The organism is Enterococcus wangshanyuanii, from assembly GCF_002197645.1.
Classification (GTDB): Bacteria; Bacillota; Bacilli; order Lactobacillales; family Enterococcaceae; genus Enterococcus_L; species Enterococcus_L wangshanyuanii.
Genome location: NZ_CP021874.1, coordinates 1,242,523 through 1,267,830, shown reverse-complemented (window position 1 = coordinate 1,267,830; position 25,308 = coordinate 1,242,523). Strand labels below are relative to the sequence as shown.

Sequence of the window (25,308 nt, the reverse complement as noted above, 5' to 3'; positions counted from 1 at the left end):
GTTTTTTAAGGATATAAGAGAGACAGAAGAAGTTTCTCCTATATCCTTTTTTTGCCGCTTGAAACAAATTTTAGAAAAGAATTTCTGACTTGTCTTTTATCTGTAGCATAACAATATAGCAGACGACTATAACAGAGGCTTGTCAAAGGATATGATTCCGAAAGCTTTTTATAAAACGGTTTCTTCTTTGTGATGTTTATCACTAACCTTTGATATGAAAGGTTTTCGGTATTTTTGTGAAATTTTGACAAATACTAACTTTTTACTTGCGCTTTTGATCGATTAGTGATAATTTGTAAGTGTAGTCGATAAAAAGTAATACAGTTTTAGATGCTGTTTTATTTTTATTCGAAAAAAAGAAACGTAACAGAGAGGATTGTGTGACAAAATGGCAAAGGCAAAGAAACAAAAACCTATTGACTTTAAAGCACTTATGGAAAAAGTCGACGCAGATTTCCCAACATTTCAAGTTTTAGATAAAGATGGGAAAATCGTAAACAAAGATGCTGTACCGGATTTATCAGATGACGAACTAGTAGAATTAATGACTCGTATGGTTTGGTCACGTGTGTTAGACCAACGTTCAACTGCCTTGAACCGTCAAGGTCGTCTAGGATTCTTCGCTCCAACTGCTGGACAAGAAGCAAGCCAGTTAGCAAGTCAATTCGCAATGGAAAAAGAAGATTACCTATTACCAGGTTACCGTGATGTGCCTCAATTGGTTCAACATGGCTTACCATTGGCTGAAGCTTTCCTTTGGTCTCGTGGACATGTAGCGGGTAACCACTACGCTCCTGAGTTGAATGCTTTACCACCACAAATCATCATCGGCGCACAATACATCCAAGCAGCAGGAGTTGCTTTAGGAATGAAAAAACGCGGCAAGAAAAATGTTGTCTTCACTTATACAGGTGATGGCGGTTCTTCACAAGGTGACTTCTATGAAGCAATCAACTTTGCTGGTGCTTATCATGCAAATGGTGTCTTCATCATCCAAAACAATGGTTTTGCGATTTCAACACCACGTGAAAAACAAACTGCAGCGAAAACTTTAGCACAAAAAGCTGTCGCAGCAGGAATCCCAGGAATCGTCGTTGACGGAATGGATCCATTAGCTGTTTATGCGATTGCTAAAGAAGCACGCGAATGGTCTGCAGCAGGTAATGGTCCTGTCTTGATCGAAACATTAACTTACCGTTATGGTCCACATACATTATCAGGTGACGATCCAACTCGTTACCGTTCAAAAGACATGGATGACGAATGGGTACAAAAAGATCCATTAGTTCGTTTCCGTAAATATCTAGAAGACAAAGGTCTATGGTCTGAAGAAAAAGAAAACGAAGTAATCGAAAAAACAAAAGAAGAAATCAAAGTAGCAATTGCAGAAGCAGATAAAGTTCCAAAACAAAAAGTATCTGATTTCTTGAAAAACATGTTTGAAGTTCAACCTCAAAATATCAAAGAACAAATTGCATTCTACGAAGCGAAGGAGTCGAAATAATCATGGCACAAAAAACAATGATCCAAGCAATTACAGATGCCTTAGCTCTTGAAATAGAGAAAGACGAAAACGTACTAGTCTTTGGTGAAGACGTTGGTAAAAACGGCGGAGTTTTCCGTGCAACTGAAGGCTTACAAGAAAAATTTGGCGAAGACCGTGTTTTCGATACTCCTTTAGCGGAATCTGGAATCGGCGGTTTAGCATTTGGTTTAGCTTTAGAAGGTTACCGTCCAGTTCCTGAAATCCAATTCTTTGGATTCGTATTTGAAGTCTTTGACGAAATCGTTGGTCAAATGGCTCGTACACGTTACCGTATGGGCGGTACTCGCAACATGCCTATCACAGTTCGTGCGCCTTTTGGTGGAGGCGTTCATACACCAGAACTTCACTCAGATAACTTAGAAGGATTGATCGCTCAATCTCCAGGTATCCGTGTGGTTATCCCATCAAACCCATATGATGCAAAAGGACTATTGATTTCTTCTATTAGAAGTAACGATCCAGTTGTTTATTTAGAGCACATGAAACTTTACCGTTCATTCCGTGAGGAAGTGCCGGATGAAGCATATGAAGTTCCTTTAGATAAAGCGGCTGTGACTCGTGAAGGTACAGACGTATCGATCATCACTTACGGTGCAATGGTTCGTGAAGCAATTAAAGCTGCTGACAACTTAGCAAAAGACAATATTTCTGCTGAAATCATTGACTTACGTACTGTAGCTCCTTTAGATGTAGAAACGATCATCAAATCAGTTGAAAAAACAGGTCGCGTAGTCGTTGTTCAAGAAGCACAAAAACAAGCTGGCGTTGGTGCTATGGTTGTTTCTGAAATTTCTGAACGTGCTGTATTATCATTAGAAGCGCCAATTGGCCGTGTATCTGCTCCAGATACAATCTTCCCATTTGGACAAGCAGAAAACATTTGGTTGCCAAATGCTAAAGATATCGAAGCGAAAGCAAGAGAAATCGCAGAATTTTAATTAGAAACTGAATAGATTTGCTCTAAACGGCATGCCTAAATTTTCACGTGAATTTTTCATGTGGAAATTTAGAGCTGTTGTTTTCCGCAATTTGCGAGTTAAACAGATACGATAAAGGAAGGGAAGGCTTAAAAAATGGCTTATCAATTTAAATTACCAGATATTGGTGAAGGTATTGCAGAAGGCGAAATCGTAAAATGGTTCGTTAAAGCAGGAGATACCATCAATGAAGATGATACATTATTAGAAGTTCAAAACGATAAATCTGTAGAAGAGATTCCATCTCCAGTTACAGGAACAGTTAAATCAATCGTCGTACCAGAAGGCACAGTAGCAAACGTTGGAGATGTCTTGATCGAAATCGATGCACCTGGACATCCTGAAAATGATGCAGCACCTGCAGCTCCGGCTCAAGAACAAACGCCTGCACAACCAGCAGCGACTCCAGAAGCACCAGCAGCTGATAATGGCGGCGGTGTGTTCCAATTTAAATTACCAGATATCGGTGAAGGTATTGCAGAAGGCGAAATCGTAAAATGGTTCGTTAAATCAGGCGATACAATCAACGAAGATGATACATTATTAGAAGTTCAAAACGACAAATCTGTAGAAGAAATCCCTTCACCAGTTACAGGAACAGTTAAAAACATTGTTGTTCCAGAAGGTACAGTAGCAAACGTTGGAGATGTATTGATCGAAATCGATGCACCAGGACATAATTCTGCACCAAGTGCATCTGCTCCTGCAGCAAGTGCACCTGCTCAAACAGAACAAGCAGCTCCTGCACCAGCAGCATCAACAGGTGTTGTGGCAGCAGCAGATCCAAACAAACGCGTCTTGGCTATGCCATCAGTACGTCAATTTGCTCGTGAAAAAGATGTTGATATCACACAAGTTGCACCAACAGGAAAAGGCGGCCGTGTCACAAAAGCGGATATCGAAGCCTTCATTTCTGGTGGTGGACAAGCAGCAGCGCCAGCACAAGCTGAACAAACTGCCGCAACTCCAGCAGCAACAGAAACAGCAGCTGCACCAAAAGCTCCTGCAAAACCATTTGTATCTGATTTAGGTGAAGCTGAAACACGCGAAAAAATGACACCAACACGTAAAGCAATCGCAAAAGCAATGGTCAACAGCAAACACACTGCACCGCACGTTACGTTGCATGATGAAGTTGAAGTGTCTAAATTATGGGATCACCGTAAGAAATTCAAAGATGTGGCAGCTGCGAATGGTACAAAATTAACATTCTTACCATACGTTGTAAAAGCATTGACAGCAACTGTTCAAAAATTCCCGATCTTGAATGCTTCAATCGATGATGCAGCACAAGAAATCGTTTATAAAAACTACTATAACATTGGTATCGCAACAGATACTGATCATGGTTTATATGTACCAAATGTTAAAAATGCGAATACGAAGAGCATGTTCGCAATTGCAGATGAAATCAACGAAAAAGCAGCTCTTGCAATCGATGGTAAATTAACTGCTGCGGATATGCGTGATGGTTCAATCACGATCAGTAATATTGGTTCAGTTGGCGGCGGCTGGTTCACACCAGTGATCAACTACCCTGAAGTTGCAATTTTAGGGGTTGGTACAATCGCTACTCAACCAGTTGTAAATGCAGACGGAGAAATCGTTGTTGGACGTGTCATGAAACTTTCAATGAGTTTTGACCACCGTATCGTTGATGGTGCAACTGCTCAAAAAGCAATGAACAACATCAAGCGTTTATTAGCTGATCCAGAATTATTATTAATGGAAGGATGATTATCAGATGGTAGTAGGAGATTTCGCCATTGAATTAGATACAGTCGTAATTGGTTCAGGCCCTGGAGGATATGTTGCAGCGATTCGTGCTGCTGAAATGGGTCAAAAAGTTGCGATCATTGAGCGTGAGTTTATCGGCGGTGTATGTTTGAACGTTGGATGTATTCCTTCTAAAGCATTGATCGCTGCAGGACATCACTATCAAGAATCACTAGACTCAACAATGTTTGGTGTAACAGCTAAAGGTGTTGAATTAGACTTTGCAAAAACACAAGAATGGAAAGACAATAAAGTTGTTAATACATTGACAAGCGGTGTTGGTTTCCTTCTAAAAAAACATAAAATCGAAATCATTGAAGGAGAAGCTTTCTTCGTTGACGAAAACACATTACGTGTGATCCATCCGGACTCAGCTCAAACTTACTCATTCAATAACGCGATCGTAGCGACAGGTTCTCGTCCAATCGAAATCCCAGGATTTAAATTTGGCGGACGTGTCTTAGATTCTACTGGCGGGTTAAACTTGAAAGAAGTTCCTAAAAAATTCGTGATCATCGGTGGCGGTGTCATCGGTGCAGAACTTGGTGGGGCATACGCTAACCTAGGTTCTGAAGTAACGATCTTAGAAGGTAGCCCTTCAATTTTACCAACCTATGAAAAAGATATGGTTAAACTTGTAACTGATGATTTCAAGAAGAAAAATGTTACAGTTGTCACAAAAGCAATGGCTAAAGAGGCTGTTGATAATGGCGATAGCGTGACTGTTAAATATGAAGTAGACGGCAAAGAAGAATCTGTAACTGCTGATTACGTAATGGTAACAGTTGGACGTCGTCCAAATACAGATGATCTAGGTCTTGAACAAGCGGGCGTTGAAGTTGGCGAACGTGGTTTAGTTACTGTCGACAAACAAGGTAGAACTAATGTATCAAACATCTTTGCAATCGGAGATATCGTACCAGGTGCTGCTCTTGCTCACAAAGCAAGCTACGAAGCAAAAATCGCTGCAGAAGCAATCTCTGGTAAAAAGGTAGAAGTTGACTACAAAGCAATGCCTGCTGTAGCCTTTACTGATCCTGAATTAGCAAGTGTTGGTATGACGATTGCTGAAGCAAAAGAAGCGGGCTTAGAAGCAACTGCTTACAAATTCCCATTTGCTGGTAACGGACGTGCGATTTCTTTAGGTAAAACAGAAGGATTTGTTCGTTTAGTTACGACAAATGAAGATAATGTGATCATCGGAGCACAAATCGGCGGAGTTGGCGCAAGTGATATGATTTCTGAGTTATCACTAGCTGTTGAATCTGGCATGAATGCAGAGGATATTGCATTAACGATCCATCCACACCCATCTTTAGGGGAAATTACTATGGATGCTTCTGAGTTGGCTTTAGGTTTGCCAATTCATATTTAGCATAGATTGTCACACAAAAGAAAGACCGAGCTGGCCAGGCTCGGTCTTTTGTTTTGCTTTTAAATAAAAGACCCTAAAAAGTAATTTAAGCGTATCATTACTTTTTTCAGGGGTAAGATTATCTGATCTAGCGATGAAGCTCGCTATCGTCCTCTTCATCGATTCTATGAACCATTTCAAGCAAACCGCCATTTCCTTCATCTAAAATCCGTTTCACTCGAGAGATAGTCGTAGTACTGCTGCCGGTCGCTTCAGCGATATCGGTATACGTTTTATTTAATAGAAGTAATTTTGCCACCTCAAAACGCTGGATCATCGAATCTAGTTCCTTCAATGTCATCAAATCATCAAAATAATTATAACAATCCTCTAAAGTTTCTAAAGCAAGTAGAGAACGGAAAAACTCATCGCCATGACCGTCTTGAATTTTATCGATTTTCATAAGTCCCTCCTAAATTTAAAAGCGGAACAAATCGTTTAATCCTGTAGAAAATTAGGAAATTGACTTTGTGACGCTCTTTGTCACACTGACAATTTGTCTATTTTCCTAAGGATTGATTTGTACAGCTAGATAACACTAAAAACGGAACAGGCTCGCTCAGCTCTGACAGAAAAATAGGAAATGTTGATTGAGATGCTCTTTGTCTCACTCAACATTTGTCTTTTTTCCGAAGAGCTAGCCTGTGCAGCTGGATAACACAAATGATCAACACTTTCTTTGAAAGTCTTGTACTGTTCAACATCAGTTCATTTTATTCGCTGTGTTTCTCAGCAAAAGCGGAACAAGCTGACTATTGAACTCCATATTCATAAATCGTGCGTTATAAATATCGCAACCATTTTCCTATTATAAAACTTTTTTTTCTTTTGTCCAGTACCCAAGAGAAAAAAGCACGAAACAAGACTAAAGAACTCTTGTTTCGTGCTTTTTTGAGTTGTTACAGTGATTATTTTGCACCTAATTTAACTAATGTGTATTGTTTTTTCCCTTTTCTAACAATGATGAATTTACCATCGAATGATTGATCAGCTGTTACTTCAAAGTCTACTTCGCGAATACGGTCGCCGTTGATTGAAATAGCGCCATTCGTAACATCTTCACGTGCTTGACGTTTTGAAGGTTCGATGCCTAATTCGATCAGCCAATCAACAATATTTTGGTTGATTGCCTCTGTTTCAACTGTCGGCATATTTTTGAAGCCTTCTTCGATTTGTTTTGAAGTTAAGTTTTTAACGTTACCAGAGAATAGGGCTTCTGAAATGGCTAAAGCATCGTTCAAGTCTTCTTCACTATGCACAAATTTTGTCATTTCCGCCGCTAATACACGTTGTGCTTCACGTAAATGTGGCTCAGTTTCTACTTTGACTTCTAGCGCTTCGATTTCTTCTTTTGTTAAGAAGGTAAAGAATTTCAAGTATTTGATAACATCACGATCATCTTGATTGACCCAGAATTGGTAGAATTCGTAAGGGGTTGTTTTTTCTGGATCGAGCCAAACTGCCCCACCAGCTGTTTTACCGAATTTTGTACCGTCTGCTTTTAGCATCAATGGAATCGTTAAACCAAAGGCTTTCGCATCTGCGCCTTCTTTTTTACGAATCAAATCTAATCCAGCAGTGATATTGCCCCATTGATCGGCACCACCGATTTGCATGCGGACATTATTATTTTGGAATAGGTGTAAAAAGTCCATTGATTGTAGGATTTGGTATGTGAATTCTGTAAATGAGATTCCTGTTTCTAAGCGACTTGCCACGATATCTTTAGCAAGCATAGTGTTGATATTGAAAAACTTACCAAAATCTCTTAGGAAATCTAAAAGTGTTAAATTGTGTGTCCAGTCGTAGTTGTTTACTAAAGTCAATGTATTGTCCGTATCGACAGCAAACAGTTTTTCCATTTGGCGTGTCAAAGAATCGACGTTGTGCTGAACAGTTTCCATTGTTTGTAATTGACGTTCTGTTGTTCGACCACTTGGATCGCCGATCGTACCAGTCGCTCCACCGATCAAAATAAACGGATGGTGTCCAAAAGCTTGGAATCTTTTTAGCATCATAAATGGGATCAGATGTCCAATATGCATACTATCTCCTGTAGGATCCACACCGCAATATAGTGAAATGCTGTTGGTTTCAACGTACTCACGCAAACCTTCGCTATCTGTTTGTTGGTTGATGGCGCCACGCCATTCTAGTTCATCAATAATGTTTGTCATGTTTCTTCATCCTTTCCTATATAAAATAAAAAACGCCCCATAGGCGATTAGCCTATGGGACGAACTTCTCCGTGTTACCACCCAAATTGTATATGTAAAAACATATACCTCTCAAATCTGTATCGTAGATAGACGCCTACTTACGGTAGGAAACTAAAAGTGTAATTCACAAAAAATGTATATGCCAACTCTCACTAAATGCTGACTCTCTGAAATAGGGACATCTTTGCTACTTCGCTTTATTAAAGTTTGATATGTGATTTTGTGGTAATTCTACGACAAATCGATCGACTTGTCAAATCCTTCTTTTTTCTTTTTATTATTTTTAAATGAAAGGATTCTCATATTAGTGTAAATTACTTTCATTTAGATTTTTTTAAAAGAACTAAAGCTGAAATCATTTGTGACAAATTTAATAAATGAAGTGACTAATTGCTTTTTTTAAGCAGAAATACTTTAACGTAGTAAAGCGCTGACGCGCCGAATAGAAAATAAAAATGTTAAATAACGAGCTTTTTTTTTAATTCTGCTCTTTTTGACTTAGGTCTCTATGGTACCTATACTTTGAATGTGATTTCACATGTGGGAACAAAAAATAAATTTAATCAGGAGGTCAAACATGAATAAGAAATTGTCATTATTTGGATTGATTGGAATTACCATGGCCTTTTTTGGAACGGTTCGTAGTGTTCCAACATTAGCTTCGACAGGCTGGGCACAGATTTTTTATATGCTGATTGCTGCTTGTTGTTTTGCATTACCGATCGCATTGATTTCGGCTGAGCTGTCAACAGGCTGGCCAGAAGAGGGCGGTCCTCAGGTGTGGGTGCGCAATGCATTCGGTGAAAAATGGGGCTTTGTTACATCGTGGCTATTATGGGTCCAAATGTTTTTTGGAATGGTCATGGTTGCTTCAACGGTCGGAGTGTTACTTGGATATGTTATCAATCGTCCAGATTTAGGACATAACAATTTATTTATTTTCATTATGATCTTGCTTTCCTATTGGAGCATTACATTATTGAATTTGAAATTTGATATGGTCAAAATCGCTGGTGACTGGGGCGCTGTGATCGGTGTTTATATTCCATTCGTAGCCTTAGTTGTTTTAGGAATGATGTATATGGCAAAACACGGAATCAATCAAGACAGCTATTTAGGTCACTTTGAAGCAGCAAAACTGTTGCCTGATTTTAGCGATTTAGGTAGTTTACCAACGTTGACAGGGATCATCTTTATCTTTGCCGGGGTTGAAATTTCTTCGGTTCATGCCAATAACATCGATAATCCTAAACGGAATTATCCTATCGCAGTTATTGCGTCTGTTTTATTACTTGTTGTATTCAATTTGGTTGCGGGGCTAAGTGTTGCTGACAGTGTACCAGCTGGTCAAATGGAATTAGCTAACATTACACAACCGTTTGTGATCATGACTGAAGATCTGGGTATCCCAGCAATCTTTAATAATATTGTTTCATTGATGATTTTAATCGGTGTGTTAGTTCAATTGAGTGCTTGGGTTTTAGGGCCAAGTAAATCAATGATCAAAGTGGCAGATGAAGGGAACTTGCCGCCATTCTTCCAAAAACGTAACGCAAAAGGAATTCCAATCACTTTCGTGATGATCCAAGCAATCGTTATTTCTCTTGTTTCATTCTTATATGTTGTCGTACCTGATATAAGTGAAGCATTTTTGATTATTACAATTACTACAACGATTTTATATTGCGTCGTTTATCTATTGATTTCTTTATCCGCAGTTAAACTGCGTTACAGTATGCCGTCTGTTGAACGCCCGTTTAGATTAGGAAGTAAAGGCAATGGCTTGATGTGGGCTGTGGCTTCATTGGCAGTCGTGAGTGTGATCGTTACCATGTTGGTCAGTTTGATTCCACCAACCTCTGTTCCCCAAAGCGGTCATGTCGCATACGTGATTTTCCAAGTTGCTGCCACATTGATCATGATCGGCATTGCTTTACTCATTTATAAGAGAAAAAAACCAGAATGGAAAAAAACAAAGTAAACGGTACAAACAGTTTATCAAGAGGCTGATTAGTCTGACTTATTTTGAAACTATTGGAGGAAATATTCATGAAAAATTTCAATACAGATGATACAAATTTAAAAGCACTATTTATCGGTGATAAAGGTGAAAACGTTGATCTATTCAAAGAATTATTGAATAAAATGATCGATGAACACATCGGCTGGAGACAAAACTACATGCCCCAAGATATGCCTGTCATCACTCCCCAAGATAGAAGCTCTAAAAGCTTCCAAGAAACAGCAGACAACATGCGGACTGTCTTTAATACGTTATCTTCACGTTTACGTACAGAATCATTACCATGGCATTCAGCAGGTCGTTTCTGGGGTCATATGAACGCTGAAACATTGATGCCTTCGATTATTGCCTATTCAGCAGCGATGCTTTGGAATGGAAATAACGTAGCGTATGAATCTTCACCAGCAACTTCACAAATGGAAGAAGAAGTTGGGATGGAATTTGCCAGCTTGATGAGCTATCAAAACGGTTGGGGACATATTGCAGCAGATGGTTCGATCGCAAACCTTGAAGGTCTGTGGTATGCCCGTAACATGAAATCTTTACCATTTGCCATCCAAGCAGTTGCACCAGAAATGGTTGCTGGAAAAACAGAGTGGGAATTATTAAATATGTCAACAACAGAAGTATTGGATATCTTAGATAAAGTTCAAGATAAAATGGACGAAATCAAAGCTCATTCAGCCCGTAGCGGGAAAAATTTAGACAAATTAGGAAAATGGATCGTGCCTCAAACGAAACACTATTCTTGGTTGAAAGCAGCCGACATCATCGGTATTGGGTTAGATCAAGTGATTGCTGGTGAAGTAAACAGCGAATACCGCATGGATATCGAAAAATTAGAAGCACAAATTCGTGACTTAGCAGCGCAAGGAATCCCAACGCTAGGGGTAGTAGGGGTAGTGGGTTCCACAGAAGAAGGACAAGTTGACCGTATCGATCAAATCATTGCGTTACGTGAGAAGTTAGCCCAAGAAGGAATCTACTTCTATGTTCATGTCGATGCAGCTTACGGTGGTTATGGTCGTTCAATTTTCTTAGATGAAAATGACCAATTTATTGAATGGGACAAAATCGATGAAGTATACGCCAAACATAATATCTTCCAAGAAAAGAATGATTGGTTGACACAAGATATTTATGATTCGTTCAAAGCGATCGAACAAGCAGAATCCGTAACGATCGATCCACATAAAATGGGGTATATTCCTTATTCAGCTGGTGGTGTCGTGATCAAAGATATCCGCATGCGTGACGTGATTTCTTATTTTGCCACTTATGTATTTGAAAAAGGGGCAGATATTCCAGCGTTGCTTGGTGCTTATATTTTAGAAGGTTCAAAAGCGGGTGCAACTGCTGCTGCTGTTTGGACTGCGCATAAAGTATTGCCATTAAACGTAACGGGTTACGGTAAATTGATGGGCGCAAGTATTGAAGGAGCGTATCATTTCTATCACTTTATCGATGGATTAGAATTCCAGGTAGGAGATAAAACAATTGAGATCCATGCATTAACAAAACCAGACTTTAACATGGTGGACTATGTTTTCAATGAAAAAGGCAATACAGATCTTGTGAAAATGAATAAATTGAACCACGATTTCTACGATTACGCTTCTTATGCTAAAGGCGGCTTATACAACAATGAATTCATTACATCACACACAGATTTTGCGATCGAAGAATATGGCAATAGCCCATTTGAATTCGTAAATAGCTTAGGCTTTTCTCGTGCTGAATGGGAACGTGCTGATAAAGTAACGATTTTACGTGCTGCTGCAATGTCTCCATATATGAATGATAAAGAAACATTTGATGAATATGCAGTAAAAATCAAACAAGCGATCCAAGAAAAATTAGAAGCGATTTACGCAGAATAATCGTTTTTCAAAGAGCGTCTGCGGCGATTTTTTGCCGCAGGCATTTCTTGTTTTAACAGGTTGAAGGATTCTATAAGATGTGAGGAATGTATATGAAAAAATATCAAGTAAATTTTAATGAAGCAGCGTTTCTTTTGATTACTTTAGTTGTAATGATCGGCGTTAGTATTATTGGTTTTGATATCCCTGCCCATGTCGCTTTGTTGCTTGCAATTGGTTATTTGATGGTGTTTGCTGTTTATAAGAAATTTTCTTGGGATTTTATTCATGAGGCACTTGTTGACGGCGTCTCCTCCGGCATTATTCCAATTGTGATTTTTATTTTGATCGGCGCATTGATCAGTGTTTGGATCGCAGGCGGAACGATTCCAACGATCATGGTTTTAGGTTTTTCTTTTCTGTCTGTGAAGTATTTCGTGCCGACGGTCTTTTTCGTGTGCGGCATCGTAGGCGGTGCTGTCGGCAGTTCCTTTACGACGGTTTCAACGATCGGGATTGCTTTTTTAGGGATGGGCAGCTTGATCGGTGTTGATCCAGCGTTGACAGCAGGGGCGATTGTTTCTGGTGCTTTTTTGGGAAACTCGATTTCACCACTTTCAGATACCGTGAATCTCGCGGCAGCTATTGCGGAAGTAGATTTATTTGATCATTTAAAGAATACATATAAAACAGCATTACCAGCAGCTGTGATATCGGTCATTTATTTTTTTGTGACAGGCTTACGCTATGATGGTGCGTTGGATAGCCATAGTATTCATGAAATCGTCAGCACGCTGAATGAGTATTTTACTATTTCTTTTGTTTCATTGATCCCATTAGCCTTGCTCTTTGTCTGTGCATGGAAAAAAATTCCGGCGATCCCTACCTTATTAACAAGTATCGGAACATCGCTAGTTCTGATGTTTTTTACAACACCGCATTTATCATTGGTTGAAACAGCAACGATGCTGCAAAATGGGTTTGTTTCTCAAACGGGAAATATTCAGGTGGATGAATTGTTGACTCGCGGAGGGATCCAAAGTATGATGTGGTCCGTTTCTTTGATCATCTTGGCGTTATCATTAGGCGGCTTGCTAGTGAAAATGGAGATTATTGATTGTTTACTTCAACGTTTTGAAAAAATAATTGATTCTCGCCAAAAACTGATTTTGATTACAATGTTGAGTTCTGTTGGGATCAATGTATTGATCGGCGAGCAGTATCTGTCGATCATTTTACCTGGAAAATCATTTATCAATAAGTTTAAAGAAAAAAAAGTTCCTCTTACCTTGTTATCAAGAGGCTTGAATGATGCGGGGTCTGTAGTAAATCCGTTGATTCCATGGGGCGTAAGTGGTGTTTTCATTTCCGGAACGTTAGGTATTTCAACGATCGAGTATTTGCCTTATGCTGTTTTCTGTTATTTATTGCCAATTTTATCCTGCTTTATTACCTTAAATAGTAAGCGTCAGAAAAAGTAATTGAAAAGAGACCAAACAAAACTGATTGTTCGTTTTGTTTCGGTCTCTTTTACGTCGATCATTACTCAAATCTAAGTAATTTTTGTCAGTTATTCACCAAACGTTTTAAGTCCTGCTTCATATAAATAATCATCAATTTCTAAAATCGTTAGTCGATGTGAGAGCCCGTAGATGACCACTGCATCCCAAGGGTGTTTTGGATAGAGCTGAGCATAACTCGTTTTTTTCAGTAACTCATTGGTTTCTTCCAACGTTAAGGAAAAGCCGATCGCTAAAGCGATTATTTTTTCTCTGGAAGGATTTCGTTTGCCATCAAAATATTGGTAGCCTGTCGCTTCAGTGATCCCTGCTTTTTTTAAGACAGCACTTTTTGTTGTTTGTTTGGCCTCAAGCCATTGATTTAGGAATTTTTTAGCCGTTTGATCGATCGTATGGGGTGCCGTTTCTGCAAGCGCAGTTTGAAAATTTTCTGCTTTTTTTAATGAATGGAGCAGCTTTTCCGTATCTATTTCCAGCATGTCACGAGTCTCCTCTTTCTTAAACTCTTCACTTCATTATACCTCGATTTTACTAAAGTGAGAACGCATTTAACGGATTTCTTTGCTATAATGAAACAAGCAAACAAATAATGGAGAATGATGATGGAAAATGTAACAGAAGAACGAGTTAGTCTATATAAAGAAATCGAGCCTTTGACAGACAAGCCCAATGGTCCTGTTTTGGTCAGAAATAGGGAAACAAAAGAATTCTTTGTCAAAAAATACTATCCGCTATTTCTAAAAGAAAATTTGCTCACCCTTCAAGAACTCGATCACACTCATTTACCAAAAATCCAAGAAGTATTGGTTGAAGATGGGAAGCTTTTTTTGTATGAAGAATTTATTCATGGAAAGACATTGACGCAAATTATTCAACGGTCTGAAATGATCGAAATAGAAACACTCTTAAAAATGACGCTAGAATTGTTGGATGCCCTAATTGCTTTGCATAGCAAAGGGATCATCCATCGGGATGTTAAGCCCGGAAATATCATGTTGACGAATGATGGTCTATTGAAATTGATCGACTTTGATGCTGTTCGGACTTTTGACGGCGGAAAAGAAACAGATACTGTTCAGTTGGGGACGATCGGTTTTGCCTCACCGGAGCAATTTGGTTTTGCTGAATCAGATAGACGAAGTGATCTGTATTCTGTAGGGGTTGTGATGAATGTTTGCGCCACGAAAAAGTACCCGAAAGAGCAGTTAAGTACGAATAAATTTTTACGACCGTTGATTCTAAAAGCAACCAAGCTAGATCCTAACGATCGCTATCAATCAGCCTTAGAAATGAAGTGGGAAGTTGAAGAGCAGTGGAAAAAACTGAAGTTCAATTATCAGTCTGAGGAAAAAGAGACCAAGAAAGCTAGTCAGGAAGATCGCATAAGAGAAATTCTTGAAAAAAATGCGGCGAACAAAGAGCAGCAACAAAATATCTCACAGAAAGTTGTCAAGACATATCCTTCTTCTATATTAAGAAAATATGTGCCGGGATTTCGAACGGATATTGTATGGAAAAAAGTGATTGCAGTGATTTATTATGTATTCATTGGATTAGGTCTACCGTTGGATATTATGAGAAATGGAAGTTCTAATGGTCGATCAGGGCTAGTAGTTGAAGATCTGCTTTATTTTGTTCTTCCTGTATTTTTATTTACTAATTTTATGGATTTTCATAGTAAACTTCCTTTATTAAAGTCAAAAAAACGTATAGTTAGAATTTTTGGCTATATCTTACTGGGGCTTTTTTGGCTTGCACTTTGTTCACTACTTCGTGGTGAACAGCGAGTACCATAAAATAATTATTTCTAACTATGCTCGATGCATAAGATTTTCCTTTGGTTATTCCGTATGATCAAGATGTATCAACGGACTAAATAACAAAGGAGACAAAAAACATGAACATGAAGAAAATCGTTTTGATAGGTATTGGTGTATTAGTTGTGGGTGGAGTGTTAGTCAATATGGGCTCTGATGACAAAAAAGAGACGCCTTCCAAAAAAGAAGAAACAACAAGTACGGTTGTCAAAAACAAAGAGTCAGAAGCTCCAGCAGTGACAGATGCTGGTGATTTGGGTGAGTATCACGTAGCGATCAAAGAGTTTACTTTTGCTAAAGATTACAGTGGTGCAGATGTTGGTGTCGTGGAGTATGAATTTACGAATAATAGCGATACAAATGCAATGTTTTTGACCTCGATCACAACGAAAGCTTTCCAAAATGGCGCGGCATTGCAATTGGCAATTATGGCTGAAGAGGGGTATGTAGATTCAATGACAGAAATTCAGCCAGGAGCAACACTGAATTTAAAAGTACCTTATAAGTTAAGTGATTTAAGTGCACCGGTTTCTGTAGAGGCAACGAAATTATTCAGTAATAAAGAAAAGTTGTCTAAAGAATTTATTCTACAATAAAAAGGGTGGTTCAGCTAGTGTTCTTGAAAAGGAACAGCCTAGTTTTTGCTTCAGAGGAAGCAAAGGAATTGATTTTCCTTATATATGGCAGTGTATTGGGATCTTGGACAGGTAGCTGAAACAAGCTAGTTATTTAGTCCGAAATCAATTAGTCTTTGCTTCCTGACTGATTTTCCAAGTACAAAAACCTGCTAAAACCACAAAAAAGTGATGAACAGATTAGTCTGTTCATCACTTTTTTTATATAGAATTGTCTAGTTGTTCGTTTGCTGAATGGATCGGTTTGACCTTTAAGATATCTAAAAAGAAGGTGAAAATCGGAATTCCAACAATCAACCCCCAAACACCAAAAAGTCGTTCACTGACCAATAAGATGACAAATGTATAAAAAATCGGCAAATCTGTTTTACTGGACATGAATTTAGGATTCAATACATAAGATTCAAATAAATGTACGATAAGAATCACCGCTAAAATATAAATCACATCATTGATCCCGCCTTGAGAATAGGCGATAAAACTCAACGGAATACAAGAAACGATCACGCCAGCTACAGGAATCAGACTTAAAATAAAAATCATGATCGCCAGACTTGGCAACTGAGAAAAACCGATCAATGCTAAACAAATCGTTGTGATTGCAGTATTAACGACGGCAATAAAAAATTGGGCTTCCATTACAACAACAAAGGTATTGACGAACTTATCTGCAAAATAGTAAATATCTTGGAAGAACCAATCAAAATCACTTTTAAGAAATAATTTAGAAAAATCAGCCATCTGTTTTTTTTCGATCATAAAAAAGAAACTTAAGATAAATGAAAGAACTACAGACAGTCCAAGTGAACCAATATCCTGAACATAACGCAAGAGCGTGCTGGCGCCATTTTGAATCTGAGACGTGAGGTTTGATTTTTCCAAATAATCATCAATGACTGCAAGCAGCTGATTATCGCTATTTGCAGGATTTTGATAAAAATGGACGACCGAATTATACATTTGAATGGTTTGTTTTGCTAAGACAGGTACATATTTAGTGATTGCCAGATAGACCAAAAAGACAATCAGAGAATACGTGATCAAGACAAGAACTAGAGATGGAATCTTCGCAAAGTGCTGAATGAACTTTACGAGATGAAGCGCCAAAAAAGTAAAAATAAAGGTCAATAAAATCATTGTGATCATACTTTTGGCTAAAAAAAGAATAAAAATAATGACGGCTAAAACAAAAAAACGTCTAAGACGGATATTGTGAATAAATTTTTCATAAAAAGACACATGCTTCACTCCTTAAGCAACTACTTTGTAAGATAACTATAAAGCTTTTTTTCTTTTTTAGATAGCAATTTTATCGATAAATTGAAAAAAATATAATATTTGTAAATTTAAAAAGATGTTCCCCTTTACAAAAAGAACGTACGTTCGTATAATTAGATTGTGTTAGAAACTGAATAGATGATTACCACAAGTCAAATAGAAGAAGGAATTTTTAATGCAGTCAATGGATATTCTAAGAAGAGAATTCGGTCATTTTGAACGATGTGATTACGAAAAACAGAATAAAGAATATGAGGGGGCAGTGTTTACTCTTAGTGAGTCCAAGATCAGAATTAGAAGTAGACTAGGCAAAAAAACACTTAAGAAGCCCGGGTACTTTGTTGCCTTTTGGGAAAAAGATGAGACACAAAAAAATAGACCTTTCCAAGCGATAAATAGTCCAGAAAAATTAGTGATCGTCCTATGTGATTCTAATAAAAGGGGAATGTTTATTATTCCTATAGAAGTGGCGATAGAAAAGCAGATCCTGTCTACTAAGGATCAAGTTGGAAAAATGGCTATGCGATTTTATCCACCGTGGTGTTCTGGATTAAACCGAACGGCTCTGGCTACACAAAAATGGCAATTGAATTATTTTAAAGACTATTCTGATACTGATTTTTAGAAAGAAATTAATTTTGAAGGAGGATAGTATTTTGGCTATTGAACCAATTGAATCAATTAGCTATGAGTGATGAAATGAATCAAGGAGAGGATTATGATGTTTTTTGAGTATGAAAAAGAACCTCGAAGGACGATTTTTTGTATAGATGTCAAGTCATTTTATGCTTCTGTGGAATGTGTTGCACGTGGGTATGATCCTCTTGAAAAAATGCTCGTGGTGATGAGTCATGCTGAAAATTCTGGAGGATTGGTGCTGGCTTCTTCACCAAAAGCAAAAGAAATCTTGGGCATTACCAATGTAACGAGAAAATATGATGTTCCCAATCATCCAGAACTTGAAATTGTTCCGCCAAGGATGAATGAGTATATCAAGGAAAATATGAAAATCAATGACATCTATTCTAACTATGTAGCAGATGAAGATTTACATATTTACTCGATCGATGAATCTTTTTTAGATGTAACTGCCAGTTGGAAATTATTTGGCCAATCGCCGGTCGAATTAGCAAGAAAAATTCAAAAACGAATCCAAAAAGAAACGGGACTCTATATTACGATCGGAATTGGTGATAATCCATTGTTAGCGAAACTTGCAATGGATATCGAAGCAAAACATACTGATGAGCGATTAGCTGAATGGCATTATGAGGACGTTCCTGAAAAGGTTTGGACGATCGAACCAATGACTGAGATGTGGGGAATTGGCCATCGTTTGGCAAGACGCTTGAATAATTTAGGGATTCGTTCCGTTTATGAGCTTGCTCACACCGATATCAATAAACTAAAAAGAAACTTAGGCATTATTGGTGAGCAGCTTTATGCTCATGCACATGGGATCGATCGCAGTCGGCTCTCTGAAAAATACATACCAGAAGAACGTTCCTTTAATAATTCACAAATTTTAATGCGGGATTATTTGAGACAAGAAGAAATTGAAGTGGTGATTCGTGAAATGGCCGATCAAGTAGCTGCAAGACTTAGAAAAGCACATTGTCAAACCGAATGTGTCCATCTGTCTGTCGGTGTTTCTAGAGGGACAAAACAAGAGAATACTGGGTTTTCACGGCAAATGAAGGTTCCTTTAACGAATAGCAGTAAACTATTGATAGATTACTGCCTGATGATTTTCAGACAATACTGGAGAGGCGAGGAAGTACGACATATTGGAATCACATATTCCAAATTAAACTACAATACTTATGTACAACTGGATTTATTTCATGAACCAACAGAGCAGCTAAAAGAGTTGGAGCTGGATCATGTGATCGATGATATCCGTCAACGCTTTGGCTATGTTTCTTTAGTTCATGCTAGTTCAATGACAAAAGGCGGAACAGCAATTTCTAGAGCATCATTGGTTGGTGGGCATGCTGGAGGATTGGAGGGCTTAGAATGAGCAAAGAAAGAGATTATTATTTTGAACAATACCAAGATCGAAAAATGAAAAAGTGGGCAGGCTTTTATTTATCCGAGCACACAGCAATTATTGCAAAAGAACAAAACAAACGGCCACCCGAACAAAAAGTACAAATGAGCTGGATCGAAATTGATGCTATATTAGCTAAAGCTTTTCAAGAGCAGCTTCTTGTGGCTATTCAAAAAGAGGAATTAGACAGTGAAGGAAACTACGGTGAAGACATTAAAGGATTGATCCAAGGGCATGACGAGTTAGGCATCTATATTGCTGACCAAAAAGTTGGATACGATGAAATCAGACATGTAGAGATCAGCTGAAAACGTGAGCGGGACAAAACCAAAAATCAGTTTTCTTTCACTCTCTAAACCTGATAAACGCCAAGAAAAAAAGCAGCCCCTTCTGATTCTCGGAGCTGCTTTTTTCTTGGTCTCGTTTTTAATAAACAGGACCTACATAAAAATAATCAAATAGAGTCAATGCGATCATCGCCAATACAATCAATCCGCAAATAATCATATGCCGACGTTTTCTCATGACAACGATTGCGATAAACTCTCGTAAAAAGGCATTAGGTAAAAAATAGAAAGCTGTTTTAGCCCCCACACCATTTGCATCTAGGTTAGCCATTTTAGCAAACATACCTGCACGGAATAAATGAAAATTATTCGTTGTGAAAATCGCTCGATACGCAGCCGAACCAACAGACTGTTTGATGATTTCTTTAGAAAATTTCATATTTTCCAAAGTATTTTTAGAATTTGCTTCAACAAGAATATCTTGTTCAGGTATTCCTTTTTCTAGAGCATAAGCCTTCATAGCAGCTCCTTCAGCCAAATGCTCATCGTCTCCTTTTCCACCAGACATGATGATTTTAGGTGCTCGTTGTGTTGCTTCTTTTTGAGCTTGGTAAAATTGAATCGCTTTATTGATCCGATTTCCTAAAAGAGGAGGTACTGTTTTCCCATCGATCAAGCCAGAGCCAAGTACGATAATAAAATCTTGGTTATACCTAGGTTGATTAAATTGATAGATGACAGAAATCGTTAAAAAGTTGTGAAAAACAACTGAAAAATAGATCAATATAGCTGGTAAAATACCAAATAGGGTGACTGCCCATTGCGGCAAAATACTCGTAGAGAAGTAACTAAAAATCAAAAAAACAGTCAAACCAATAGCTAGTAGTAAAGTCAGTAAATTTGCCAACGACCGGCCTTCTTTTTTCATGACTATGATCGCATTCCAATATAAAAAGACAAGCAATGCGTACAGCCCGATCAACAACAGTAAAAATAAAAAGACCCAGGTAACTACCGCCATGACAACTAGCAATGGATTAATTGTTCGGAGAACTAAGAAGCCTAAGTAGCTCATCCCGACAACTAAAAACAAATTAAACAACAATCCATTGACCAAGCGCCGTTTTTCTTTGAAATAACTAAATAGAAAGATCATAAGAAAGAGCGATGGAATCAAAAAATAAAAAGAATGTAGCTGGGCCTCTAAAAAGATGACGTAACAAATGAAACAAATTGAAAACCAAAGGATTTCAAAAAACTTCCAATCTTTGTCCACTTTGTTTTTGCGCCATTTTGGAATAATGACTGCACCAATCAAATAGATCAGGCCAAGTATGATCGTAAAATAAGTCCCCATAATAAAAACTCCTTTAATAACTGATATCTTCTTTAGTATAACGAAAATCAGGGAAAAACAATACTAAAAAACGTTGAATCAGTAGTATAAAAAAGCTGATTCAACGTTTCATCGATCAAAATAGATTTTATTGAGGCGGACGGACAGGAAGAATGATCAAAAAAGTTGTTCCTTGATTCGATTCTGACCGAACATCCAAGTACCATTCGTATTTGGCGATGATAGACGCTACTGCGAATAATCCAAGACCTGTTCCTTCATCAGCAGATTTTGTCGTGAAGAAAGGTTCGAAGATTTTTTCTCTAATGTCAGAAGGAATTCCTGGACCATTATCAGTAATTTCCAAAGTCACAAAATGTTTTTCTGATTGAATTCGTATATTGTCTTTCTTGATGTCTTCTGCAACTTCTTTAGGTGTTGGAGCTACAGTGACCTGAATTTTAGGAGTCTTTGACTGCTCTTTGGTTGCTTGGTATGCGTTTGTGATCAAGTTATAGATTAGATTTTGGATATCGATTTCTTCAAATTTGGCTGTACCGAGATTTTCTTGGATTGAAATCGATAATTGAACATTTTTAGGGATGATTTCCTTGATCAAATGGGTTGCAACACCGATCGCAGCAGAAACATCCAGCCATTCTTGGACACTTTGTTGTGTTTTAGAAAAGCGTAGGACATTGGCTGACAATTGTTGCCCTTTTTGTGCAGAATGAAGAATATCTTCTAAATCTTCTTCTAGTACCGGATCATCTGAATATTCTTCTAAAAGTAGTTGTGTATTTCCAATGATTGGTGTCAGAAAATTATTCATATCATGAACGATAGAAGTCGTCAGTAAGCCGACCGTTTCCATCTTATTTCGCTGATAAAGCTCTAATTCTAATTGATGCTGTAATTTTTGCTGCTTCTGCTTTTCGATCAGCTGTTTGTTTTCTTCTTCGATACGTTCTTTTTTTCTAAAATTATGAATAAATAGAGAAAAAATACCCACGAGTAAAAGTAAAACCACTAAAAGCAAGGAGAGCATGATGACAAAATTGATGATATCATCGTTTCGTTCATTATAATCAGCATTGATTGCGACGACCCAATGAGCTAATCCGACATCGATCCACTCAAATGCGCTGATTTTCAAGACTTCCTTAGGGACATCTTCATCCCACCAATAAGATTTATAGGTCAATTTTCCAGAAGAATGACTTAGTTGATATTTTTCTAATTTTTTTAAGTCAGAGTAGTCTAGATCAGGATAAAGTTTTTCACGATCATTGACGATATCTAGACCAACTTGCTCGGCAACAGGATGCATGACGACCGTCATCGACTGATCTTTGATCATTGGATAGCCTTTGTAATCTAGTTCAAAATCTTGTAGAAAGTTCTGATAGAACGTTTGTAAATGTAAAGGCAAAATCAAGTAGCCGTCCACTTTGCCATCCGCCGTTTTAATTTCCTGATAAAAATTGAGGTAGGCTTTTTTATCGATAAAATAAGAGGCGCTGTTTTGAGCTGTCGGCTTATCTAATAATTGCTTTAGAGATAAATCGTGATTGAGATAAGGCTGAATAGTTTGAGTATCTGTGATCGTTACAGTCTTTTTTTCTGAGTCCCAATGAAAGGCGTAAATCGGTGTTCCGTTAGGATCGATGTAAAAAAGAGCATCAGCTTCTCCGTTCAGTGAATCAAAGAAAGTCGTTAGAGTTGATTCACTGTTCTTTAAGTAAACGGCAGGATCATCGCTATTTTTTAAATTTCCGTCAATAGCCAAATAATTCAGTGCTTGATGACGGTTTTTCATAGAAAGCTGGATCACTTTGCCGACATACTCAGTTGATTGTAAAAGAAAATCTTGTCCGCTGGCAGTCGTCGTTTTACGAATGACCGAAAAACCACGGATCGCAAAGAACACGGAAACGATGATAAAAAGCGTCATTGCAATGATCATAAGGTTCACGATCTTATTTGTGCGTTTCATTTGGCTAGCTCCTTTTAAAGTATGTTCATATCATAACAAGTTCAAGTTGAAATTTGAAGACAATTCGGCTATTGTATAGGTATGTAAAATGGACAATGAGGTGTATATCGTGCGAAACGAAAAAATCTTAGTGGTCGATGATGATCCGGCGATCCGCCGTTTGATCTGGAAATCACTACAGTCGACGGGATTACTGGTCTATCAAAGTGATACGATCGAAAAAACCCTAGAGATCATGAAGCGGGTCGATTTCCAGTTATTTCTTTTAGATGTCAGCTTGGAGCACGAAAATGATGGCTATCATTTAGCACAATTGATTCGAGAGCATCAACCGTTGACACCGATCATTTTTGTCAGTGGGAAGAAAAGCGAACAAGATATTATCAGCGGTTTAGAGTCTGGAGGCGACGTGTATCTTTCGAAGCCGTTTGCGCCAAACGTATTAAGAGCTCAAGTTATCAGCACGCTGAATCGAACGGAACAATTACTGACTTTAAGAGAACATAGTGAAGAAGCAACGTTGACGGAAGGTATTTTTTCCTTCAATAAGCATCAATATCAGTTTAGTAAAAATGGTGAAGTAGTCAATATGACCTCTAAAGAGATCATGATGATCTTGTTCTTTATGGAAAATCCTCAGCAAGTGTTCAGTAAAGAACAAATCTATGCCAATGTTTGGAATGATGGTGAAATCGACAAGAACTTGATCACGGTGTATATTAACTATTTACGCAATAAAATTGAAGACGATCCTAAAAAGCCAAAATATCTTCAAACTGTATGGGGAATCGGGTATCTGTTCAATCCAGAAGGAAAAGAGGCTGAGACAAGCATTTGACTCTTGAAAGTAAAACAGCATTCACAAAAGTGATTCGTTCATTTTTGTGAATGCTGTTTTATTTCTTAAGTGTCAGCTTTTTCTTAGCCTCCAATTAACGTTTAAACAAGTCCTTCCAGCTGACTAAAGAAATAGCTTAGTGCGAGTAAATCAGCAGAGCCTCCCGGACTCAGATAATCTTGGATCAATGCTCGATCGAATGCGACTAGCTTACGCTCCAATTCATCGATAGAAGGATCTTCTGAAAGCGACTGTGTCTGTTGCGCTGCCATCTTTTGGACCTGCTGCCAAGCACCGATCCCTCCGCGGTTGATCAAGTTAGAATCCTCAACGGTCGCCATTAAAGATAAGAGTAAAAGCAGAAAGTTTTTTCGTTCATTTGGCGACCGTCTTTGTCTTAAGAAGGGGAGCGCTGTTTCCTGAAGTGATGGATAGCCGGCTGCCGCTTCGCCTCTAATACCGGTAAAACCATGATCGAGGTATAATTTTTCACCATTCGTCAGTTGTTTTTTCTTCGTTAGGTTTGAAAAATCTCGGGCTATAAGTTCACTTGTCATTTGCTTCGTATAGTCAAAAACAGCTCTAGTGTCAGCTTCGGAAAAAGGGAGTGACAGTTGTTCATTTTGAAGCATGTTTCCAATACTGGCTAAAATCAATGCGAAAGAAAAATTAGCTCCTTTATGAGTATTGATTCCTTTGGTTTTTTTGAGCATCTCTTGTTCAGCCAACTGACCGGTAGAACGAACCTTTTGAAACAATGCTTCAGGTGTTCCTTGATGTGCTAGACCTAGTTCAAGATAATCAGTGAAAAAGGGTGCCAATGCTTGGCTGCTGTCAAGAAAAGTCCCGTAATCCATATCGTTATGAGCACCCGAACTGATCGGGTCAACGAGACCAGGTTTAGGATATAAAGCTGCTTCAAAAAGTAAGGACTGTAAAGCGAAATTACTAATTTTTTTTAGAAGTTCCAGATTAGTTGTTTGAGTCATTTAAATGTTTTTCCATTTCTTTGATAATAAAGGTTTGGGAATACGTTAGATGCTCCGTAATCAGCAATTCCAACTGCTCTTTTTCTTGATTTAGCATACAATAGTAAATCAACCAATGCTCCTTCAACGCTTTATCCCGACGTTCTTTTGAGCGAATAGAGATATCACGGAAATAGATCAAATATTCTCTAAGTTTCATTACGATCGATTTAAGTCGGCGCATTTGGCTTTTTTCATAGATCAATTCATTGAAGTCTGAAAATTTTTGCAGCACTTGATCGATTTCATTGGCTTCGTTCAACCGTTCAGTTTCCTCTAACAATTCTCTCAACTCTTCAAAGTCCGCTTCATTCATTTCGTTCATCGCAGTCAAGGTAGCTAATACATCTAATGATTTTCTGATGGCATAAATTTCATGTGCATCGTTGATAGATATTCCTTTGACGATGATACCAACACCGGGAACATGATCCACTAAATCTTCTTCGACCAGTTTTTGTAGAGCGTAGCGGATCGGTGTGCGGCTGATATTCATGACTTCTGAAAATTCTTTTTCATTGATCCGCTGCCCCGCTTGAATTTCTCCTAAAATAATTGTTTTGCGAAATGCTTTGTAAACCAACTCTTTTAGTGGTTCATTAAGACTTAGATCTAGATTTTTTCCGACAGCCTCTGATATTGTACTCATCTTCCAGTACTCCTTTTGCTGATATAGTAGGAAAAATATACACTTCTTTTCCTTTAGACT

The 25,308-nt window shown here is 38.1% G+C and carries 22 protein-coding genes and 1 other annotated feature; of the genes, 14 read left to right on the top strand and 8 right to left on the bottom strand.

Annotation, left to right across the window (positions count from 1 at the left end; translation table 11 throughout):
- Nucleotides 1-388: 388 nt before the first annotated feature.
- The 4 genes from pdhA (at nt 389) to lpdA (ending at nt 5,674) form a co-directional block, all read left to right on the top strand.
- Nucleotides 389-1,504, top strand: coding sequence for a pyruvate dehydrogenase (acetyl-transferring) E1 component subunit alpha (pdhA, locus tag CC204_RS06060; protein WP_088269352.1), 1,116 nt, complete (start codon nt 389-391; stop codon nt 1,502-1,504).
- A gap of 2 nt (nt 1,505-1,506) precedes the next feature.
- Entirely contained in the window at nt 1,507-2,484 is a 978-nt protein-coding gene (locus CC204_RS06055; RefSeq protein ID WP_069661883.1) for an alpha-ketoacid dehydrogenase subunit beta, read from the top strand.
- A 135-nt stretch (nt 2,485-2,619) separates the two neighbouring features.
- On the top strand, nt 2,620-4,260 hold the full coding sequence (locus tag CC204_RS06050) for a dihydrolipoyllysine-residue acetyltransferase (RefSeq protein WP_088269350.1): 1,641 nt from the start codon (nt 2,620-2,622) through the stop codon (nt 4,258-4,260).
- Nucleotides 4,261-4,267: 7 nt separating this feature from the next.
- Nucleotides 4,268-5,674, top strand: coding sequence for a dihydrolipoyl dehydrogenase (lpdA, locus tag CC204_RS06045; RefSeq protein ID WP_088269349.1), 1,407 nt, complete (start codon nt 4,268-4,270; stop codon nt 5,672-5,674).
- Nucleotides 5,675-5,801: 127 nt separating this feature from the next.
- Here lpdA and CC204_RS06040 read toward each other — a convergent pair whose 3' ends face one another.
- Complete coding sequence (locus CC204_RS06040; protein WP_088269347.1) at nt 5,802-6,116, bottom strand: YerC/YecD family TrpR-related protein; 315 nt, start codon at nt 6,114-6,116, stop codon at nt 5,802-5,804.
- A gap of 505 nt (nt 6,117-6,621) precedes the next feature.
- Nucleotides 6,622-7,890 carry a tyrosine--tRNA ligase gene (gene tyrS, locus CC204_RS06035; protein ID WP_088269345.1) on the bottom strand — a complete coding sequence of 423 codons (1,269 nt, stop codon included), beginning with the start codon at nt 7,888-7,890 and terminating at the stop codon, nt 6,622-6,624.
- 52 nt (nt 7,891-7,942) lie between these two features.
- Nucleotides 7,943-8,145 (bottom strand) — a binding site (T-box leader).
- A gap of 115 nt (nt 8,146-8,260) precedes the next feature.
- On the opposite strand from tyrS, the gene CC204_RS21805 reads away from it, so the two are divergent.
- The 4 genes from CC204_RS21805 (at nt 8,261) to nhaC (ending at nt 13,295) form a co-directional block, all read left to right on the top strand.
- Complete coding sequence (locus CC204_RS21805; protein WP_188634489.1) at nt 8,261-8,335, top strand: pinensin family lanthipeptide; 75 nt, start codon at nt 8,261-8,263, stop codon at nt 8,333-8,335.
- Nucleotides 8,336-8,509: 174 nt separating this feature from the next.
- On the top strand, nt 8,510-9,913 hold the full coding sequence (gene tyrP / locus CC204_RS06030; protein WP_088269343.1) for a tyrosine-tyramine antiporter: 1,404 nt from the start codon (nt 8,510-8,512) through the stop codon (nt 9,911-9,913).
- A 68-nt stretch (nt 9,914-9,981) separates the two neighbouring features.
- Complete coding sequence (gene tdc / locus CC204_RS06025; RefSeq protein WP_088269341.1) at nt 9,982-11,835, top strand: tyrosine decarboxylase; 1,854 nt, start codon at nt 9,982-9,984, stop codon at nt 11,833-11,835.
- An 86-nt stretch (nt 11,836-11,921) separates the two neighbouring features.
- Entirely contained in the window at nt 11,922-13,295 is a 1,374-nt protein-coding gene (gene nhaC, locus CC204_RS06020) for a Na+/H+ antiporter NhaC (protein WP_373285308.1), read from the top strand.
- 89 nt (nt 13,296-13,384) lie between these two features.
- Here nhaC and CC204_RS06015 read toward each other — a convergent pair whose 3' ends face one another.
- Nucleotides 13,385-13,813 carry a helix-turn-helix domain-containing protein gene (locus CC204_RS06015; RefSeq protein ID WP_188634483.1) on the bottom strand — a complete coding sequence of 143 codons (429 nt, stop codon included), beginning with the start codon at nt 13,811-13,813 and terminating at the stop codon, nt 13,385-13,387.
- 123 nt (nt 13,814-13,936) lie between these two features.
- On the opposite strand from CC204_RS06015, the gene CC204_RS06010 reads away from it, so the two are divergent.
- Nucleotides 13,937-15,130: a serine/threonine-protein kinase gene (locus tag CC204_RS06010; RefSeq protein ID WP_088269337.1), complete on the top strand. Its 1,194-nt coding sequence runs from the start codon at nt 13,937-13,939 to the stop codon at nt 15,128-15,130.
- Nucleotides 15,131-15,231: 101 nt separating this feature from the next.
- On the top strand, nt 15,232-15,747 hold the full coding sequence (locus tag CC204_RS06005; protein ID WP_088269335.1) for a DUF5067 domain-containing protein: 516 nt from the start codon (nt 15,232-15,234) through the stop codon (nt 15,745-15,747).
- A 240-nt stretch (nt 15,748-15,987) separates the two neighbouring features.
- Here the strand turns inward: CC204_RS06005 and CC204_RS06000 are convergent, their stop codons facing one another.
- On the bottom strand, nt 15,988-17,025 hold the full coding sequence (locus CC204_RS06000; RefSeq protein WP_088269334.1) for an AI-2E family transporter: 1,038 nt from the start codon (nt 17,023-17,025) through the stop codon (nt 15,988-15,990).
- Nucleotides 17,026-17,239: 214 nt separating this feature from the next.
- Here CC204_RS06000 and CC204_RS05995 point away from each other — a divergent pair, with 214 nt between their 5' ends.
- From CC204_RS05995 to CC204_RS05985, 3 genes are all read left to right on the top strand, one after another.
- Nucleotides 17,240-17,689, top strand: a complete 450-nt coding sequence (locus tag CC204_RS05995; RefSeq protein ID WP_088269332.1) for a MepB family protein — start codon at nt 17,240-17,242, stop codon at nt 17,687-17,689.
- Between the two features lie 96 nt (nt 17,690-17,785).
- Nucleotides 17,786-19,084: a Y-family DNA polymerase gene (locus tag CC204_RS05990; RefSeq protein WP_088269330.1), complete on the top strand. Its 1,299-nt coding sequence runs from the start codon at nt 17,786-17,788 to the stop codon at nt 19,082-19,084.
- The gene (locus tag CC204_RS05985) at nt 19,081-19,422 is read left to right on the top strand and encodes a hypothetical protein (protein WP_088269328.1); all 342 of its coding nucleotides are present in this window, start codon (nt 19,081-19,083) and stop codon (nt 19,420-19,422) included. The genes CC204_RS05990 and CC204_RS05985 overlap by 4 nt, the downstream gene beginning before the upstream one ends.
- A gap of 118 nt (nt 19,423-19,540) precedes the next feature.
- On the opposite strand, the gene CC204_RS05980 is transcribed toward CC204_RS05985, so the two are convergent.
- A complete protein-coding gene (locus CC204_RS05980; protein ID WP_088269326.1) occupies nt 19,541-20,758 on the bottom strand; it encodes a YdcF family protein in 1,218 nt (405 codons plus the stop codon).
- A gap of 127 nt (nt 20,759-20,885) precedes the next feature.
- A complete protein-coding gene (locus tag CC204_RS05975; protein WP_088269324.1) occupies nt 20,886-22,733 on the bottom strand; it encodes a sensor histidine kinase in 1,848 nt (615 codons plus the stop codon).
- Between the two features lie 109 nt (nt 22,734-22,842).
- On the opposite strand from CC204_RS05975, the gene CC204_RS05970 reads away from it, so the two are divergent.
- Nucleotides 22,843-23,571: a response regulator transcription factor gene (locus tag CC204_RS05970; RefSeq protein ID WP_088269322.1), complete on the top strand. Its 729-nt coding sequence runs from the start codon at nt 22,843-22,845 to the stop codon at nt 23,569-23,571.
- 101 nt (nt 23,572-23,672) lie between these two features.
- On the opposite strand, the gene citG is transcribed toward CC204_RS05970, so the two are convergent.
- Entirely contained in the window at nt 23,673-24,560 is an 888-nt protein-coding gene (gene citG, locus CC204_RS05965; protein ID WP_088269320.1) for a triphosphoribosyl-dephospho-CoA synthase CitG, read from the bottom strand.
- Nucleotides 24,544-25,248: a GntR family transcriptional regulator gene (locus CC204_RS05960; protein WP_088269318.1), complete on the bottom strand. Its 705-nt coding sequence runs from the start codon at nt 25,246-25,248 to the stop codon at nt 24,544-24,546. Before CC204_RS05960 ends, citG begins: the two co-directional genes overlap by 17 nt.
- Between the last annotated feature and the right edge of the window lie 60 nt (nt 25,249-25,308).

What these genes read in the sequence shown, in the direction of transcription:
- pdhA (WP_088269352.1), top strand. Translation starts at nt 389, where the DNA reads ATGGCAAAGGCAAAGAAACAAAAACCTATTGACTTTAAAGCACTTATG.
- CC204_RS06055 (WP_069661883.1), top strand. Translation starts at nt 1,507, where the DNA reads ATGGCACAAAAAACAATGATCCAAGCAATTACAGATGCCTTAGCTCTT.
- CC204_RS06050 (WP_088269350.1), top strand. Translation starts at nt 2,620, where the DNA reads ATGGCTTATCAATTTAAATTACCAGATATTGGTGAAGGTATTGCAGAA.
- lpdA (WP_088269349.1), top strand. Translation starts at nt 4,268, where the DNA reads ATGGTAGTAGGAGATTTCGCCATTGAATTAGATACAGTCGTAATTGGT.
- CC204_RS06040 (WP_088269347.1), bottom strand. Translation starts at nt 6,116, where the DNA reads ATGAAAATCGATAAAATTCAAGACGGTCATGGCGATGAGTTTTTCCGT.
- tyrS (WP_088269345.1), bottom strand. Translation starts at nt 7,890, where the DNA reads ATGACAAACATTATTGATGAACTAGAATGGCGTGGCGCCATCAACCAA.
- tyrP (WP_088269343.1), top strand. Translation starts at nt 8,510, where the DNA reads ATGAATAAGAAATTGTCATTATTTGGATTGATTGGAATTACCATGGCC.
- tdc (WP_088269341.1), top strand. Translation starts at nt 9,982, where the DNA reads ATGAAAAATTTCAATACAGATGATACAAATTTAAAAGCACTATTTATC.
- nhaC (WP_373285308.1), top strand. Translation starts at nt 11,922, where the DNA reads ATGTATATGAAAAAATATCAAGTAAATTTTAATGAAGCAGCGTTTCTT.
- CC204_RS06015 (WP_188634483.1), bottom strand. Translation starts at nt 13,813, where the DNA reads ATGCTGGAAATAGATACGGAAAAGCTGCTCCATTCATTAAAAAAAGCA.
- CC204_RS06010 (WP_088269337.1), top strand. Translation starts at nt 13,937, where the DNA reads ATGGAAAATGTAACAGAAGAACGAGTTAGTCTATATAAAGAAATCGAG.
- CC204_RS06005 (WP_088269335.1), top strand. Translation starts at nt 15,232, where the DNA reads ATGAACATGAAGAAAATCGTTTTGATAGGTATTGGTGTATTAGTTGTG.
- CC204_RS05995 (WP_088269332.1), top strand. Translation starts at nt 17,240, where the DNA reads ATGCAGTCAATGGATATTCTAAGAAGAGAATTCGGTCATTTTGAACGA.
- CC204_RS05990 (WP_088269330.1), top strand. Translation starts at nt 17,786, where the DNA reads ATGTTTTTTGAGTATGAAAAAGAACCTCGAAGGACGATTTTTTGTATA.
- CC204_RS05985 (WP_088269328.1), top strand. Translation starts at nt 19,081, where the DNA reads ATGAGCAAAGAAAGAGATTATTATTTTGAACAATACCAAGATCGAAAA.
- CC204_RS05980 (WP_088269326.1), bottom strand. Translation starts at nt 20,758, where the DNA reads ATGGGGACTTATTTTACGATCATACTTGGCCTGATCTATTTGATTGGT.
- CC204_RS05975 (WP_088269324.1), bottom strand. Translation starts at nt 22,733, where the DNA reads ATGAAACGCACAAATAAGATCGTGAACCTTATGATCATTGCAATGACG.
- citG (WP_088269320.1), bottom strand. Translation starts at nt 24,560, where the DNA reads ATGACTCAAACAACTAATCTGGAACTTCTAAAAAAAATTAGTAATTTC.
- CC204_RS05960 (WP_088269318.1), bottom strand. Translation starts at nt 25,248, where the DNA reads ATGAGTACAATATCAGAGGCTGTCGGAAAAAATCTAGATCTAAGTCTT.